This window comes from Ferrovibrio terrae (assembly GCF_943372915.1).
GTDB lineage: Bacteria > Pseudomonadota > Alphaproteobacteria > Ferrovibrionales > Ferrovibrionaceae > Ferrovibrio > Ferrovibrio terrae_A.
Genome location: NZ_CALSAN010000008.1, coordinates 145,868 through 159,137, shown reverse-complemented (window position 1 = coordinate 159,137; position 13,270 = coordinate 145,868). Strand labels below are relative to the sequence as shown.

At 61.3% G+C, this 13,270-nt stretch carries 15 protein-coding genes; 5 read left to right on the top strand and 10 right to left on the bottom strand.

All coding sequences use genetic code 11. From position 1 onward, the window contains the following. From AAG821_RS08095 to AAG821_RS08085, 3 genes are all read left to right on the top strand, one after another. Nucleotides 1-469: CidA/LrgA family protein (locus AAG821_RS08095; protein ID WP_341916240.1), on the top strand; the 469-nt coding region annotated here is incomplete at its 5' end. Next, nucleotides 466-1,200: an LrgB family protein gene (locus AAG821_RS08090; RefSeq protein ID WP_341912203.1), complete on the top strand. Its 735-nt coding sequence runs from the start codon at nucleotides 466-468 to the stop codon at nucleotides 1,198-1,200. The genes AAG821_RS08095 and AAG821_RS08090, both read left to right, overlap by 4 nt. A gap of 27 nt (nucleotides 1,201-1,227) precedes the next feature. Next, on the top strand, nucleotides 1,228-2,961 hold the full coding sequence (locus AAG821_RS08085) for an IlvD/Edd family dehydratase (protein WP_341912205.1): 1,734 nt from the start codon (nucleotides 1,228-1,230) through the stop codon (nucleotides 2,959-2,961). Between the two features lie 6 nt (nucleotides 2,962-2,967). On the opposite strand, the gene AAG821_RS08080 is transcribed toward AAG821_RS08085, so the two are convergent. Then, nucleotides 2,968-4,818, bottom strand: coding sequence for an AAA family ATPase (locus AAG821_RS08080; RefSeq protein WP_341912207.1), 1,851 nt, complete (start codon nucleotides 4,816-4,818; stop codon nucleotides 2,968-2,970). Nucleotides 4,819-4,987: 169 nt separating this feature from the next. Next, the gene (locus AAG821_RS08075; RefSeq protein WP_341912209.1) at nucleotides 4,988-5,851 is read right to left on the bottom strand and encodes a LysR family transcriptional regulator; all 864 of its coding nucleotides are present in this window, start codon (nucleotides 5,849-5,851) and stop codon (nucleotides 4,988-4,990) included. A gap of 111 nt (nucleotides 5,852-5,962) precedes the next feature. Here AAG821_RS08075 and AAG821_RS08070 point away from each other — a divergent pair, with 111 nt between their 5' ends. Continuing rightward, nucleotides 5,963-6,358 (top strand): tautomerase family protein, encoded by a 396-nt coding sequence (locus tag AAG821_RS08070; protein ID WP_341912210.1) that lies wholly within the window; start codon nucleotides 5,963-5,965, stop codon nucleotides 6,356-6,358. Between the two features lie 55 nt (nucleotides 6,359-6,413). Here AAG821_RS08070 and AAG821_RS08065 read toward each other — a convergent pair whose 3' ends face one another. From AAG821_RS08065 to AAG821_RS08050, 4 genes are all read right to left on the bottom strand, one after another. Then, nucleotides 6,414-6,899 (bottom strand): hypothetical protein, encoded by a 486-nt coding sequence (locus tag AAG821_RS08065; RefSeq protein ID WP_341912213.1) that lies wholly within the window; start codon nucleotides 6,897-6,899, stop codon nucleotides 6,414-6,416. Further along, nucleotides 6,896-7,813, bottom strand: a complete 918-nt coding sequence (locus AAG821_RS08060) for a glycoside hydrolase family protein (RefSeq protein ID WP_341912215.1) — start codon at nucleotides 7,811-7,813, stop codon at nucleotides 6,896-6,898. The genes AAG821_RS08065 and AAG821_RS08060 overlap by 4 nt, the downstream gene beginning before the upstream one ends. 320 nt (nucleotides 7,814-8,133) lie before the next feature. Continuing rightward, complete coding sequence (locus AAG821_RS08055) at nucleotides 8,134-9,189, bottom strand: AbrB family transcriptional regulator (protein WP_341912217.1); 1,056 nt, start codon at nucleotides 9,187-9,189, stop codon at nucleotides 8,134-8,136. A gap of 5 nt (nucleotides 9,190-9,194) precedes the next feature. After that, a complete protein-coding gene (locus tag AAG821_RS08050; protein ID WP_341912218.1) occupies nucleotides 9,195-10,151 on the bottom strand; it encodes a succinylglutamate desuccinylase/aspartoacylase family protein in 957 nt (318 codons plus the stop codon). A gap of 141 nt (nucleotides 10,152-10,292) precedes the next feature. On the opposite strand from AAG821_RS08050, the gene AAG821_RS08045 reads away from it, so the two are divergent. Further along, complete coding sequence (locus AAG821_RS08045; RefSeq protein WP_341912219.1) at nucleotides 10,293-10,517, top strand: hypothetical protein; 225 nt, start codon at nucleotides 10,293-10,295, stop codon at nucleotides 10,515-10,517. Nucleotides 10,518-10,522: 5 nt separating this feature from the next. Here the strand turns inward: AAG821_RS08045 and AAG821_RS08040 are convergent, their stop codons facing one another. From AAG821_RS08040 to AAG821_RS08025, 4 genes are all read right to left on the bottom strand, one after another. Beyond that, nucleotides 10,523-11,044: a GNAT family N-acetyltransferase gene (locus AAG821_RS08040; protein WP_341912221.1), complete on the bottom strand. Its 522-nt coding sequence runs from the start codon at nucleotides 11,042-11,044 to the stop codon at nucleotides 10,523-10,525. Nucleotides 11,045-11,110: 66 nt separating this feature from the next. Beyond that, entirely contained in the window at nucleotides 11,111-12,070 is a 960-nt protein-coding gene (locus AAG821_RS08035) for a ribonucleotide-diphosphate reductase subunit beta (RefSeq protein WP_341912223.1), read from the bottom strand. A 137-nt stretch (nucleotides 12,071-12,207) separates the two neighbouring features. Next, a complete protein-coding gene (locus tag AAG821_RS08030) occupies nucleotides 12,208-12,654 on the bottom strand; it encodes a MarR family transcriptional regulator (protein ID WP_341912225.1) in 447 nt (148 codons plus the stop codon). A gap of 59 nt (nucleotides 12,655-12,713) precedes the next feature. Further along, complete coding sequence (locus AAG821_RS08025) at nucleotides 12,714-13,136, bottom strand: organic hydroperoxide resistance protein (protein WP_341912227.1); 423 nt, start codon at nucleotides 13,134-13,136, stop codon at nucleotides 12,714-12,716. Between the last annotated feature and the right edge of the window lie 134 nt (nucleotides 13,137-13,270).

The window sequence follows — 13,270 nt, the reverse complement described above, 5'->3', positions numbered from 1 at the left end:
CTGCGTGAGGTCCTCGGCGCAAGGCCGAGGACGACGGGGAAACGGATTGCAGCCGCGCGCTGCCTGCGCGACACTTCCCGCCATGATCGCCGCCCTCACCACCATCCTGCTCTGCCAGCTGGCCGGCGAAGTGCTGGCGCGCGGCGTCGGGCTGCCGATCCCCGGCCCGGTGCTTGGCCTGGTGCTGATGCTGCTGCTGCTGGGCCTGCGCGACCGTTTCCGCGCGCGTCTGCATGCCAGTCTCACCGGGCCGCAGCTGGAAACCACCGGCAAGACCATCCTCGCGCATCTCTCGCTGCTGTTCGTGCCGGCCGGCGTCGGCGTGGTGCAGCGGCTGGATGTCTTCGGCGCTTATGCCACGGCGCTGGCCATCACCCTGGTGGTCTCCACCGTGGCGGCGCTCATCGCCACGCTGCTCACCTTCAAGCTGGTGCTGCGCCTCACCGGCGATACAGAGGTGAGCCAGTGAGCAACGACTTCGCCCCCCGCACATTTGAACTGTGGGTTTTCCTGTCGCGCTCGCCGCTGCTCTGGCTGACGGTGACGCTGGCGGCTTATGTGGCCGCCGACCGCGTCTCGCAGGCGACCGGCCGGCATCCGCTGGCCAATCCGGTGCTGCACAGCATCTGGCTGATCGGCCTGATCCTGTGGGCGACCTCCACGCCCTATGGCACATACTTCGAGGGCGCGCAGTTCGTGCATTTCCTGCTCGGCCCCGCCACCGTGTCCCTGGCTTTCCCGCTCTATGAGCATCGCAAGACCGTGCTGAAGGCGCTGGTGCCGATGCTGGCGGCGCTGTTCGTCGGCTCCATCGTGGCGCTGGGCAGCGTGCTGCTGGTCGGCAGCCTGCTCGGCCTGCCGCAGGAGCTGCTGGTGGCGATGGCGCCGAAATCGGTGACGGCGGCAGTCGCCATGGGCATCGCCAACACGCTGGGCGGCGACCCGGCGCTGACCGCGGTGATGGTGGCGCTCACCGGCATCCTCGGCGCCATTATCGTCACGCCGCTGTTCAACCTGCTGAAGGTGACCGACTGGCGGGCGAGGGGCTTCGCGGTCGGCCTGGCCTCCCATGGCATCGGCACCGCACGGGCCTTCCAGGTGCATCCGCTGGCCGGGACGTTTGCCGGCATCGCCATGGGCCTGAACGCGCTGCTCACCGCCATCCTGGTGCCGCTGGCGCTCGGCCTGCTGGCGGGTTAAGTAGGATTGCGATTTGGGAGTGAAACGATGACCAGCAAGCCTGCTGACAAGAAAGCCACCGGCATGAAGCGCAACCTCGCCAATTATGGCGATGCCGGCTTCTCCGTCTTCCTGCGCAAGGCCTTCATCAAGGCACTGGGCTACACCGACGAGGCGCTGGAACGCCCGATCATCGGCATCGTCGATACCGACAGCGGCTACAATGCCTGTCACCGCAATGTGCCCGACCTGATCGAGGCCGCCTCGCGCGGCGTCATGCTGGCCGGCGGCATCCCGGTGCCCTTCCCGGTGATCTCGATCCAGGAAAGCTTCGCCAATCCCACCAGCATGTATCTGCGCAACCTGATGGCGATGGATTCGGAAGAGATGATCCGCGCCCAGCCGATGGATGCCGTGATCCTGATGGGCGGCTGCGACAAGACCGTGCCGGCGCTCCTCATGGGCGCCGCCAGCGCCAATGTGCCGGCGATTATGCTCGTCACCGGCCCGATGCTGGCCGGCTCCTGGCGCGGCGAAAAGCTCGGTGCCTGCACGGATTGTCGCCGCTTCTGGGCGCGCTATCGCGCCGGCGAGGTGAATGACCAGGAAATCAACGAGGTGAATTCCGAACTCGCCCCCACCATCGGCACCTGCGGCGTGATGGGCACGGCCTCGACCATGGCGCTCACGGTGGAAGCGCTCGGCATGATGCTGCCGGGCGGCGCTGCGGTGCCCGCCGTGCATGCCGAACGTCGCCGGCTGGCCGAACAGACCGGCACGCGCGCCGTCGCCATGGCGGCCGAAGGCCTGACGCCGGACAAGATCCTCACGCCGGCCGCCTATCGCAACGCGCTGCGCGTGCTGCTCGCGGTCGGCGGCAGCACCAATGCTCTGATTCACCTTACTGCAATGGCAGGCCGCAGCGGCATCGCCGTCGATCTCGAAGGCTATGACAGGATGGGCCGCGAGACGCCGGTGCTGGTCGATCTCAAACCCACCGGCCAGCATTACATGGAAGACCTGCACAAGGCCGGCGGGCTCACGCCGATCCTGCGCGAGCTGGGCGGCCTGATCGAGCGCGACTGCCTCACGGTGACCGGCAAAACGCTGGGCCAGAATATCGACGCCATGCCGCCGGGCTGGAAACAGGATGTGATCCGCACCATGGCGGCGCCGGTGTACAAGAACGGCGCCATGGCGGTGCTGCGCGGCAACCTGGCGCCCGATGGCGCCATCATCAAGCAGGCGGCGGCGACGCAAAGCCTGCTGCAGCATGAAGGCCGCGCGGTGGTGTTCGACAGCCTGCCGGATATGGCCGCACGCCTGGACTCACCCGATCTCGATGTGAAGCCCGATGATATCCTGGTGCTGCGCAATGCCGGCCCCAAGGGCGCGCCGGGCATGCCCGAGGCCGGCTATATCCCGATCCCGAAAATGCTGGCGCAACAGGGCGTGAAAGACATGGTGCGCATTTCGGATGCGCGCATGAGCGGCACCGCCTATGGCACCATTGTGCTGCATATCGCACCGGAATCGGCCGCCGGTGGCCCGCTGGCGCTGGTGCAGACCGGCGACCGCATCAAACTCGACACCGAGGGCCGCCGCATCGATCTGCTGGTGGACGAGGCAACACTGGCGAAACGCCGCGCGGCATTGCCGCCGCTGCCGACCGGCGAGGGCCGGCGCGGCTACGAGCGGCTCTATTTCGATACGGTGACCCAGGCCGAGCAGGGCTGCGACTTCGACTTCGCCATGCCGGAGATCACGAAAAAGGTGCCCTAGTATTTTCTATGAAACGATCTCATCCATAATTTTTCGAATCTCCAAGCTACTAAGATTGGTGTTGTCAGAAAGGAATGTGGAAAGTTGGTTATTGCAAAAATCTATTACCTCGGTTGGTTTCTTTTGAACTCCTAAATAATGCTCCAAGTCGCCATTCTTTAGAATGTAAACGTGGTTAGAGTAGTCACTATCGATGTTGGCTTCCCAGTCTGGATAAGTGGACTTAAAATCGGACACTTCTTGCAATGATTTTATGGATTTTGATGGCGCACTTGAATAAAAGCGGCCTCGAATAAAATCGAAATCGGCGATGAAGTAGACTGCAAGGCCAAAACTCTCAAAGAGATTTTTCCATTCATTGTAATTCTCTTTTCCTTCAATATTTAGAACCGCGATTTCTTGATCTAGATTTGGATGCTTTTCTTGCAAAATGGACTTAAAGAGATATCGATCAGTGTATCCCTCAGTTAATAAAACTTTCTTGGCAAAGAATGCATATGTTGATCGCGTATTATCCAGTATTCGAATTAGTGTTCTCTGATCTGCTGTAAGTTGAGGTGATTTTATTTCTGTGTTGCCTTCCTTATTTAGGGAAAAGCGACGAACGTGATTGATAGTGGTGGAGTTTATCAATGCCTCAGAGTGAGTAACCAAAATGTATTGACAGTTTTGATCTTTATTTAGTCCATATATTACTTGTAGGTATTCATTTTGAAATTGGTAATGCAGGTGGACTTCAGGCTCATCAATAATGACCAGGCCTCCCTTTAAATCTCCACGGCCGTATGCTTCAAACACAAGATGAACGATGGATTTTTGCCCCGCACTCAGGCTGTTAATGTCGTTTAAGATTTTATTTCTTCGCAAGTCGTGAAATTCAAAGCTGTATTGCCAGGTACGTTTATCGACGAGTCTTATTTTGCAACTTAGATTTACGACCTTTAAGCGTTTGTTTATTTCGGTGATGAATGGCAATTTGTTTGCTTCAGCTTCACACTCAGCTTCGGTGAGTTTCTCAGAGATAAGATCGTAGTGCTTCTCTGCTACACGAAGCCTAACTAGCCAAAAAACTGTTGGTTCAGATTGATCCCCTGCATTCATACTTTTGGAGTAATCTAGGTCACGTATGCCTCGAAACTGTTGAGACGGATTTTGGTCTCTTAAGGAAATAGATTTCTCGAAAGAATGATAATTTCTATAGCTACTAATAAGCGCGAATGATTCGTACATTGGCGTTATCTGGGCATCCGGATGTTCGATGTTGTACATCAAGATGGACTCTTTATAGAAATTGTAATCACTCAAGTATTCGAATCCGAAATCCTTTTCTCCCCCTACGAATGTGAGAGAGAAGTTCTGGTTTGGTCTATTAAGAGCTATATCGAGCGTATATACGCTTCCACTTGCGCTCGGAGCGGAAATTCCGCGAGTTGTATATAGACTGATGAACGGGCCTATCTTATCCAGATTACTTTTCAGATTCTGAATATTGGCTGCGTCAATATCATCTAATTTTATTTCAACTCTAATAATTTGTGGTTGGTTTGGTGTGTCCCAGTTTGGGTCTAAGCGAAACCCGTTAAAAGTATTGTTATCTCCTGGAAGAAGGATTTGGCGCCGGTCGTTTGCCGGAATTGCGTTCCTGCGCAAATAAAGGTCTTGATTGAAGTTATATTGTTTATTGAAAACTCGCTTGAACAAGAAATTTATGATTTCAAGCGCGGTTGACTTACCAGAGCCATTCTCTCCGATGATGATATTCAAACCGTCTTCGAATGTAATTTTTGCGGCATTGGCGATATCGTCATGATGCTTGAAGCTGAGGATATTAGATATTTGAAGTGATTTTATTTTCATTTGTCAGCTTCCCGGATTTTAATAACCATATCCTTTGATCGTTTAACCTGAACGGATTTTTTTTGGGCACCAAGTAATGGGTGGCGTTTTCCACTCTTGCCTATTGCATAATCTTTGCCTACCGCCAGCTACCCAGCCGGCAGTTTGCATGTGTATGCAGCCACCACTCTCACCCGGCCGTCGACCTGATCGCCGCCGCCAGCGTCCTGAGCGACTGCCGCGCGGTGGGATCAGACAGGCTGGCATAGAGCACCAGGTCGCGCGGCGGCAGCGGCGGCAGGCCGAGCGCCGGCCCCATATCCACCACGTCCGGCGGGGCGACGCGGCGGCTGAGCACGGCAATCGCCAGCCCGGCCGAAACGGCGGCCGCAATCGTCCCCACGCCGCCGCCGACAAACACCTCGCTCCAGGCGATGCCGGCCGCATCCAGCGCGGTCACGCCCATGCTGCGCAGGCCGCAGGAGTCGGATTGCGCGGCCAGCGGTAAAGGCTCGCCCGGCCGATGGGCGAAATCGCGCGCCGCCATCCAGCCGAAGGATTCTGACAGCAGAACCTCGCCGCCGCGTCGTCCCGCGTCTTGCCGCGTGTCATGGCCCAGCACGATCACCGCATCGAAGGCGCCGGCATCGAAGGCGGCGAGCAGGTCGCGCGAGCTGCCCACCTGCATTTCCAGCACCAGGCCCGGCTCGGCGCGTTTCACCCGCTGCAGCAGCAGCGGCAGTTCGGCGCCCACCGCATGGTCGCTGATGCCGATGCTCAGCCGCCGCCGCTCGATGGCAAAGGCCTCCAGCGCATTGCCATGGGCGGCGATCAGCTGGCGGGCGCGGTCGAGAAACAGCTGCCCGGCGGCAGTGAGCCGCACCTTGCGCGGCGTGCGCTCAAACAGGCGGCGGCCCAGCTCGTCTTCCAGGCGCTTGATCTTCAGGCTGACGGCCGACTGCGTGGCGTCCATCGCCTCGGCGGCGCGGGTGAAGCTGGCCAGGTCGGCCACCAGCACAAAGGCCTGCACGCATTCGATATCCAGCGCCTTCATGGCAACCAATCATTTGAAATGGAAATCATTGAAATATGATTTCATATCATTTTCGAATGGTCAATCCCGCGCTACCCTCCCTGTCATCGGTTTCACCAGGAGGATCACCCCATGCCGCTCACCCGTGTCTCGCTCCGTCGCGGCAAGCCCGCCGCCTATCGCCAGGCCATTCTCGACGGGCTCTATGCCGCCATGCGCGAAACCTTCACCGTGCCCGAGGACGACTATTTCATGCTGGTGAGCGAGCATGACGCCGCCGATTTCTGGTGCAGCCCCACCTATCTGGGCGTGGCGCGCAGCGACGATCTGGTGGTCATCCAGCTCACCGTCAGCAACACGCGCAGCAGCGCGCAGAAAAAGGCGCTGTATCGCCGCATCACCGAAAAGCTTACCGCCAGTCCCGGCCTGCGCCCGGAGGATGTGTTCATCAACCTGGTCGAGACGCTGCCGGAGAACTGGTCGATGGGCCATGGCCTCGCGCAGTATGCCAAGGACGAAGCGGCGTAAGCGGCGCCGTCTGTTTCGCCATGGCGGAGATCACCAAAGCGGGTGCCGTGAGCGTTTATTTGGTGAAATAGCCGTAGCCGCCGCAAACACCTTTGACGCTGTAGTTGATGTCGGCCGGCTGTGTCTTGTCGCCGAAAGCAATGATAATCAGCCTCTGGCTCCCGGCGTCGTGGCCGATGGCGAAATAATATACCGGCTCCGCCGTGTCGATGCCGCCGCACAGACTGTTGCCCTGCCGGATCTGGCGCGGCTCCAGGTCGACCGCCTGATAGAGGGAAAAGCTGGGAATGTGGCGCCATTCGCTTATCGGCTTTTGCGGCACGATTTCGGCGACGAAGCGCAGCTTGTAGGTCACACGGCCATCGAAGGTGATGCTGTCCGGCGTCATCCGCATGTCGCCGGTAATCCCCATCGCGGTGGTGCTGCCGGCGATCCAGTCACGGTCGAAGATCGGTTTTTCCGGCGGCGTTGCCGCCTGCAGGGCGAAAGGCGATAGGCCGAGTGCCAGCAGACAGAAGAGAACGAGACGGTATCGGTTCATTTCTTGTCGGCTCCGCTTTGATAGGTTCCGTTCAGAAACAGGTTGCGCTCGGTGTTGCGTCGCGTGACCAGGCCGTTGCTCTGCACCTTCTGGCCATTCTGGGTGATCTTGTCCCACATCAGCATGGCATCGGCGGCGGCCTTGTAATCGCCCTTGTTAAGCTGCTTCAGCGTAGTGGAATCGGCAAAGCCGCCCTGGCCGATATTATAGGCCAGGCTGACGAGTGCATCATATTCCTGTTGCGACAGCGGCGACTTCACCAGCCGTTTCACCGCTGCTTCAGCAGCGGCGACATCCTTGGCCAGGAGTGCCGTTGCAGTCTTCTCATCGATCGGACCAGCATACAGCTTCTCTTCCCCGGGCAGCAGTTTGTGGCCATAGCCGATGGTGTTGTGCCCGGCCTGGTCGCGATAGGTTTTCTGCTGCAGCGTTTCATGCTGCCTGATCGCATGCAGGCCCTGCTCGCTGAGCGCATACCCCTTGGTCTCGCCACGCACCGGCGCCGCATGCTCCTGCATGCCGGCCTGTGCCCATTGCTGGTGCTGGCGATCCACCTCCTGCGGCGTCGGCACGCGCGTGCCCGCCATGTCGGCCAGGTCGTCGCTCAGGCTGCGCAGCGTTTCGCCATCGGGCAGCATCAGCCCGTCGACGCCGAGGCCGCGCGCCTTCTGATAGCTGCGCAGGCCGCGCGTCAGTTCGCCGCCGGGCCAGCCGGTCGGCCCGCCCAGGCTGCCGAGATCGAGATGGCCGGCGCGGTCCAGCATCAGCTGCGTCTTGATCACATCCTGGCGGTCATTGTCTGCCTGGGCGCCGACCGAGCCCGAGAGGCGGAACAGATCCTCCGTGTCGACGGAGGGCAAAGATGTGGGCTGCGCGGTCGCCGGCAGCAGGTCGTCCAGAAGGGAAAACGGCATGATGTGTCTCAATATGAAGTGATGGAAAAATGAATTGCAGACTATGCCTCAGTGTACTACTTTTGTTCTCATTCTTCAAGATCTTTGTTTGCTCCTGATCTTGGTCATCGTGCATCCCTGCCAATCATTGCCGGCCGTCCAGCCGGCGGTTCGTGTTTGCGGCTGTCGGATCGAACCGGATCGGATGGGCTGCACTTGGCTTTACTTGGTTTCGATTGGATCGCATTGGCATCCAATGGGATCGACTTGGCCCTGAATGGGCTGCACCTGGCGCCGAACTGGCCCGGTTTGTCGCGCTCCGGCACAGTCTTTTCAGTGCGTTAGCCCGATTTTTTCAGGCCCAGCAGCCTGAACACCGGCGGTACGGCGATCACCACCACCGCGATGCGGAAAATATGCATCGAGGCGACGATGGCGACCTCGACGCCAAGGCCCAGCGCCACCAGGCTCATCTCGGCCATGCCGCCGGGCGACAGCACCAGCATCAGCGCCTCGCTCTTGATGCCGGCCCAGTCCGCAAACGCCACCGTCATGCCGACCGCCACCGCCAGCATGGCGAAGGTGGCGAGGGCCGCATAGGTCGCGATGCGGCCCACTTCCTTCAGCGGCGTGCCGACAAAGCGGCAGCCCAGCGCTGCGCCCATCACCACCTGCGCGGTGGCGACCAGTTCCGGTGGCGGCGAGGCATGCGACCAGCCGAGCAGATGCACGATGGCCGAGACCACCATGGGGCCGACCAGCTGCGCGGCCGGAATGCGGAAGATGCGCGCGGCATACCAGCCGATCACGCCGCAGGCCACCAGCAGCGCGCCTTCATGCCACTGCAGCTGCCACAGATGGTCGCCCTGTGCCATCGGCGGCACGTTCAGGTTCTCGATGAAGCGGAAATACACCGGCACCGTCATCACGGTGAGAAACACGCGCAGCGCATGGGTCAGGATGATGCTGCGGCCGTCGCCGCCGTAATGCTCGCCCACCAGGGTCATTTCCTGCAGGCCGCCGGGGGCGGCGGAGAAATACGCCGTCACCGGGTCGAGCCGCGCCAGCTGGCGGAACATCACGTAGCAGATCGTGGTGACGATCGGGATATAGGCCAGCATCAGGATGATGAGGCCAATCCATTCGCGCGCGCGGTCGATCATCTCGGGCTTGAAGGCGCTGCCCAGCATCACGCCGATCACGGTGATCATCACCGCGCGCAGCCGCGGCTCCACGCGCAGGGTCACGCGCTTGTCGAGGCCGCCGAGCGCCAGCACGCCGGTCAGGAACATGCTGCCCAGCATCCAGGCCAGCGGCATGCGCAAATACAGGAACACCGCACCGCCCGCCGCGCCGATCAGCAGCGCGGGCAGGCTGGATGCCAGGTTGCGCAGCATGTCGTTTACGCTGCGATGTAGCGGCCCAGCCGCACGGCCGTCTGCCCGGGCTTCAGCCGCTTGGTCGGCATGATCAGCACGCAGTCGTCATAGGGTGTCTTGATCGGCGTGCTGCCGTCATGGGCGATCACGGTGCCGGCGCGCGGAATCGATTCCAGGCCGCTGTAGGGCTGCGCGAAGCTGAAGTCCTCGGTGGCGATGGTGATCGCATCGGTCACCTCGACGAATTTCTGCACCGCCTGCGGTGCCGGCGCCAGCTGGTGCCGCGCCAGATCGGCGGCAGAGGCCTGGCCCACCGCATGCAAGAAACGGAACATGGTCTCGATGGCGACGCCGCGGCTCGCCTGGTCCCAATGCTGGCCGCATTCCACCAGCAGGGCATTCTTGGTGCTGTCGGGGTCGCCGAAGCCGCCGTAATCGCGCATGCGCAGGCCGGCCTTGTGGCCCTGGTCGGCGACGACCGTTGCCGGCACGCCGACTTGCGCGGCAAAGGCGCGGCCCTTGGCCAGCGGCCCGGCCAGCATCAGCGGCGGCGAGGGCTGCTGCATCGAATGCAGATCCAGCAGAAGGTCGACTTCCGCCAGCAAAGGCTCGATCTCGCGGGCGCGGTCCAGTTCGATGGAGCGGCGGGTGCTGTCCAGCGCATTGGCGCCCCAGACGCGGTTCATGTCCTCGTCGACAAAGCGCGAGGCGGTCGGCTCGTTCGGGTCGAAGCGGGTATAGGCGGCGACGTTGCAGAAGATCAGGGTCAGCCGGCCGGCGGCGGGCTGGAATTTCTCGCGGAACAGCAGGTCGAGCGCATGCGCCCCACAGACCTCGTTGCCATGCACCAGCGCGGTGATCGCCGTCTGCGGGCCGGGGCGGCCGGAGTCCAGCACATGGGCATAGGGAATGCCGGTATTGCCTTCGCGGTACTGGGAAATCGGGAGCGGGAGCAGCGGATTGGCGGGGAGCGCGGACATCGGTCTCGTTTGGAATGAATCGCAGGAAGGGCCTTGCTGCTGTTATAGCCCCATCATTGTGGCCAAGCCCAGTCGCAGGGGCAGCCTGTTGGCAGGGTTGAGGAAATTTCCCGCCCGGGATAGCGTGGCGGAATGATCTCGATGAGCGGACTTTCCCCGATTGCGGCCTCGCTGAACGGCCTGCGCCAGGCCGAGCAGTCCCTGGAAGCGGCGGTCGAGGCGGTCAACAGCGGCAGCCTCGATCTCGACAGCATGGCGAAGGCGGCCGTTCTGCTGGTCAGCACCGATACCCAGGCCGGCGCCAGCGGTGTGACATTGCGCGCCGGCATCGACCTGCAGAAGCACGCCATCGACATCCTCGCCTGAGGACTTCAGATTCCGGCAACAGAGCGCTGCATCGCCACGCGCTTGGTAATGTCCAGCCCGGCGGCATGCTGGCGGGCGATGACAAAGCGCAAATCCGGCCCGATGGCATCGTCGGGGATCTCGCTGAAGCCAAGCCGCGCATAATAGGGCGCGTTCCACGGCACATGGCGGAAGGTGGTCAGCGTCAGCCGGTCGAGATCCAGCATGCGCGCCAGGTTTTCTGCAGCGCCCAGCAGCGGGATGGCCAGCCGGTTGCCGGCATGGTCGGGATGCACGTTGAGTTCCTGCACATACAGGCCGTGATCGAGTTCGCCGCACAGCACGAAGCCGACCGGCCAGTCGGTCATGTCGGCAACCACGAACAGCGTGCCGTCATTCACCGCCTCGCGCAGGTCGTCGCCATGGGTCGGCTCGTAGCCGGCCACATCGGGAAAGCCGGCGGCGATGAAGGCCTGGCCGGCGGCGCGTTCGATATCGCGCAGCGTGCCGGCTTCGCTGCGGCGGGCGGGGCGGACGGTGTAGGTCATGCGGCCATCATAACAAAATGGCCGGGACAAGCCCGGCCATAATGCATGCGGGATATCGGACCGAGATTAAGCGAAGGCGTCTTCCCAGTTGCCCTGGGTCGAGGCCTTGGAATATTCGGTGGCGCGGTTCTCGAAGAAATTGGTGTGTTCCACGCCGTTGAGGATCGCATCCAGCCAGGGCAGCGGGTTCTTCGCCACGCGGTACATCGGCTGCAGGCCGAGCTGCAGCAGGCGGCGGTCGGCGGTCCAGCGGATATAGTCCTTCACTTCCTGGCCCGTGAGGCCCTGCACGCCCTCGATCTCGAAGGCGAGGTCGATGAAGGCATCCTCATGGTCGACGATGGTGGAGCAGGCGACATAGAGATCGCGCTGGAACTCGTCGTTCCATACTTCCGGGTTTTCATCCACGAAGGTGCGGAACAGCTGGATGATCGAGTTGGTGTGCAGGCTTTCGTCGCGCACCGACCAGGAGATGATCTGGCCCATGCCCTTCATCTTGTTGAAGCGCGGGAAGTTGAGCAGGATCGCGAATGAGGCGAACAGCTGCAGGCCTTCGGTGAAGGCGCCGAACACGGCCAGCGTCTTGGCGATATCGGCCTTGGTCTCGACGCCGAACTGCTGCATGTAGTCGTATTTGTCCTTCATCTCCTTGTAGCGGAGGAAGGCCGAATACTCTTCTTCGGGCATGCCGATGGTGTCGAGCAGGTGCGAGTAGGCGGCGATATGCACCGTCTCCATGTTGGAGAAGGCGGCCAGCATCATCTGCACTTCGGTGGGTTTGAACACCCGCGCGTAATGCTTCATGTAGCAGTTGTTCACTTCCACATCGGCCTGGACGAAGAAGCGGAAAATCTGCGTCAGCAGGTTTTTCTCGCCCGGCGTCAGCTTCTTCTGCCAGTCCTTCACGTCGTCGGCGAGCGGCACTTCCTCGGGCAGCCAGTGCACGCGCTGCTGGGTCATCCAGGCTTCGTAGGCCCACGGATACTTGAAGGGCTTGTAGACCGGCTTGGAGTCGAGCAGCGACATGGGTTCCTCACTTGAGATTCTGAGGCCGCAATATCGCAATATCTGGTGTCGGGGACAAGCCAAATCGGCCCCTGACGCTATATCTAGTGGGCCTTTTGGGCTGTGGAAAACCCCGGCGGATGGCCGGAAACTGTGGATTATTCCGGCGTGTTGGCGATCAGCCCGTCGGCCAGGCCGCGCAACTCGGCCCGCAGCCGGCCAATCTCGGTCCGCTCCAGTGGCAGCAGGCAGCCCAGGTCGCTGTGCACCTTGCGCATGGTGGCCTTCAGCTTGCGGCCCTCGGCGGTCAGCGCGACCACGACCTGGCGCTCGTCTGCCGGGTCGCGGGCCCGCTGCAGCAGGCCGGCCTGTTCCATCCGCTTGAGCATGGGGGTGAGCGTGCCGGAATCGAGATAGAGCCGCTCGCCGATGGCTTTCACCGCCAGGCGGTCCTGTTCCCACAGCACCAGCATGACCAGATACTGCGGATAGGTGAGGCCGAGCGGCTCCAGCTTGTCGCGATACAGCCGGCCCATGGCGTTGGACGCGGCATAGAGCGCGAAGCAGAGCTGGTTGTCGAGCTTGAGCTGGTCGTCGGCAGACATGGGATTCTCGCGGCATTAGGCGGCGCCGGGCGGTAAACCCCGGCGCCGCGAGTCGCAGTTTAGACCGAAGTTTCCAGCGTCGCCTCGATATTGCCCTTGGTCGCCTTGGAATACGGGCAGACCTGGTGGGCGGCGGCGACCAGCGCCTCGGCCTGGGCCTTGTCCATGCCCGGCAGGGCGACGGCGATCTTGGCGTTGAGGCCGAAGCTGGTCTCGTCCTTGCCGATGCCGATGGTCACGGTGACCGTGTTGCCGGCCGGCAGCGCGACCTTCTGGTTGCGGGCGACCAGGCCGAGCGCGCCCTGGAAGCAGGCGGCATAGCCGCTGGCGAAGAAGGTTTCCGGGTTGGCGGCATTGCCGGGGCCACCCAGTTCCTTGGGCATGGCCAGGGTCATGTCGATGATGCCGTCGGCCGAGGTGACCTTGCCCGAGCGGCCGCCAGTGGCGGTGGCAGAGGTGGTGTAGAGCGGGGTGATGGACATGGGGAACTCTCCTGTTGGGTGGCGAAGGGTGTCGCTTACAGGGAGAAATATAGCGAACAATTAAATTGTGTACAAGTTAAATTGGTGTGACAGGGATCACCAGCGAGGCCGGGGGCGCGCGTCATGAAACTTTC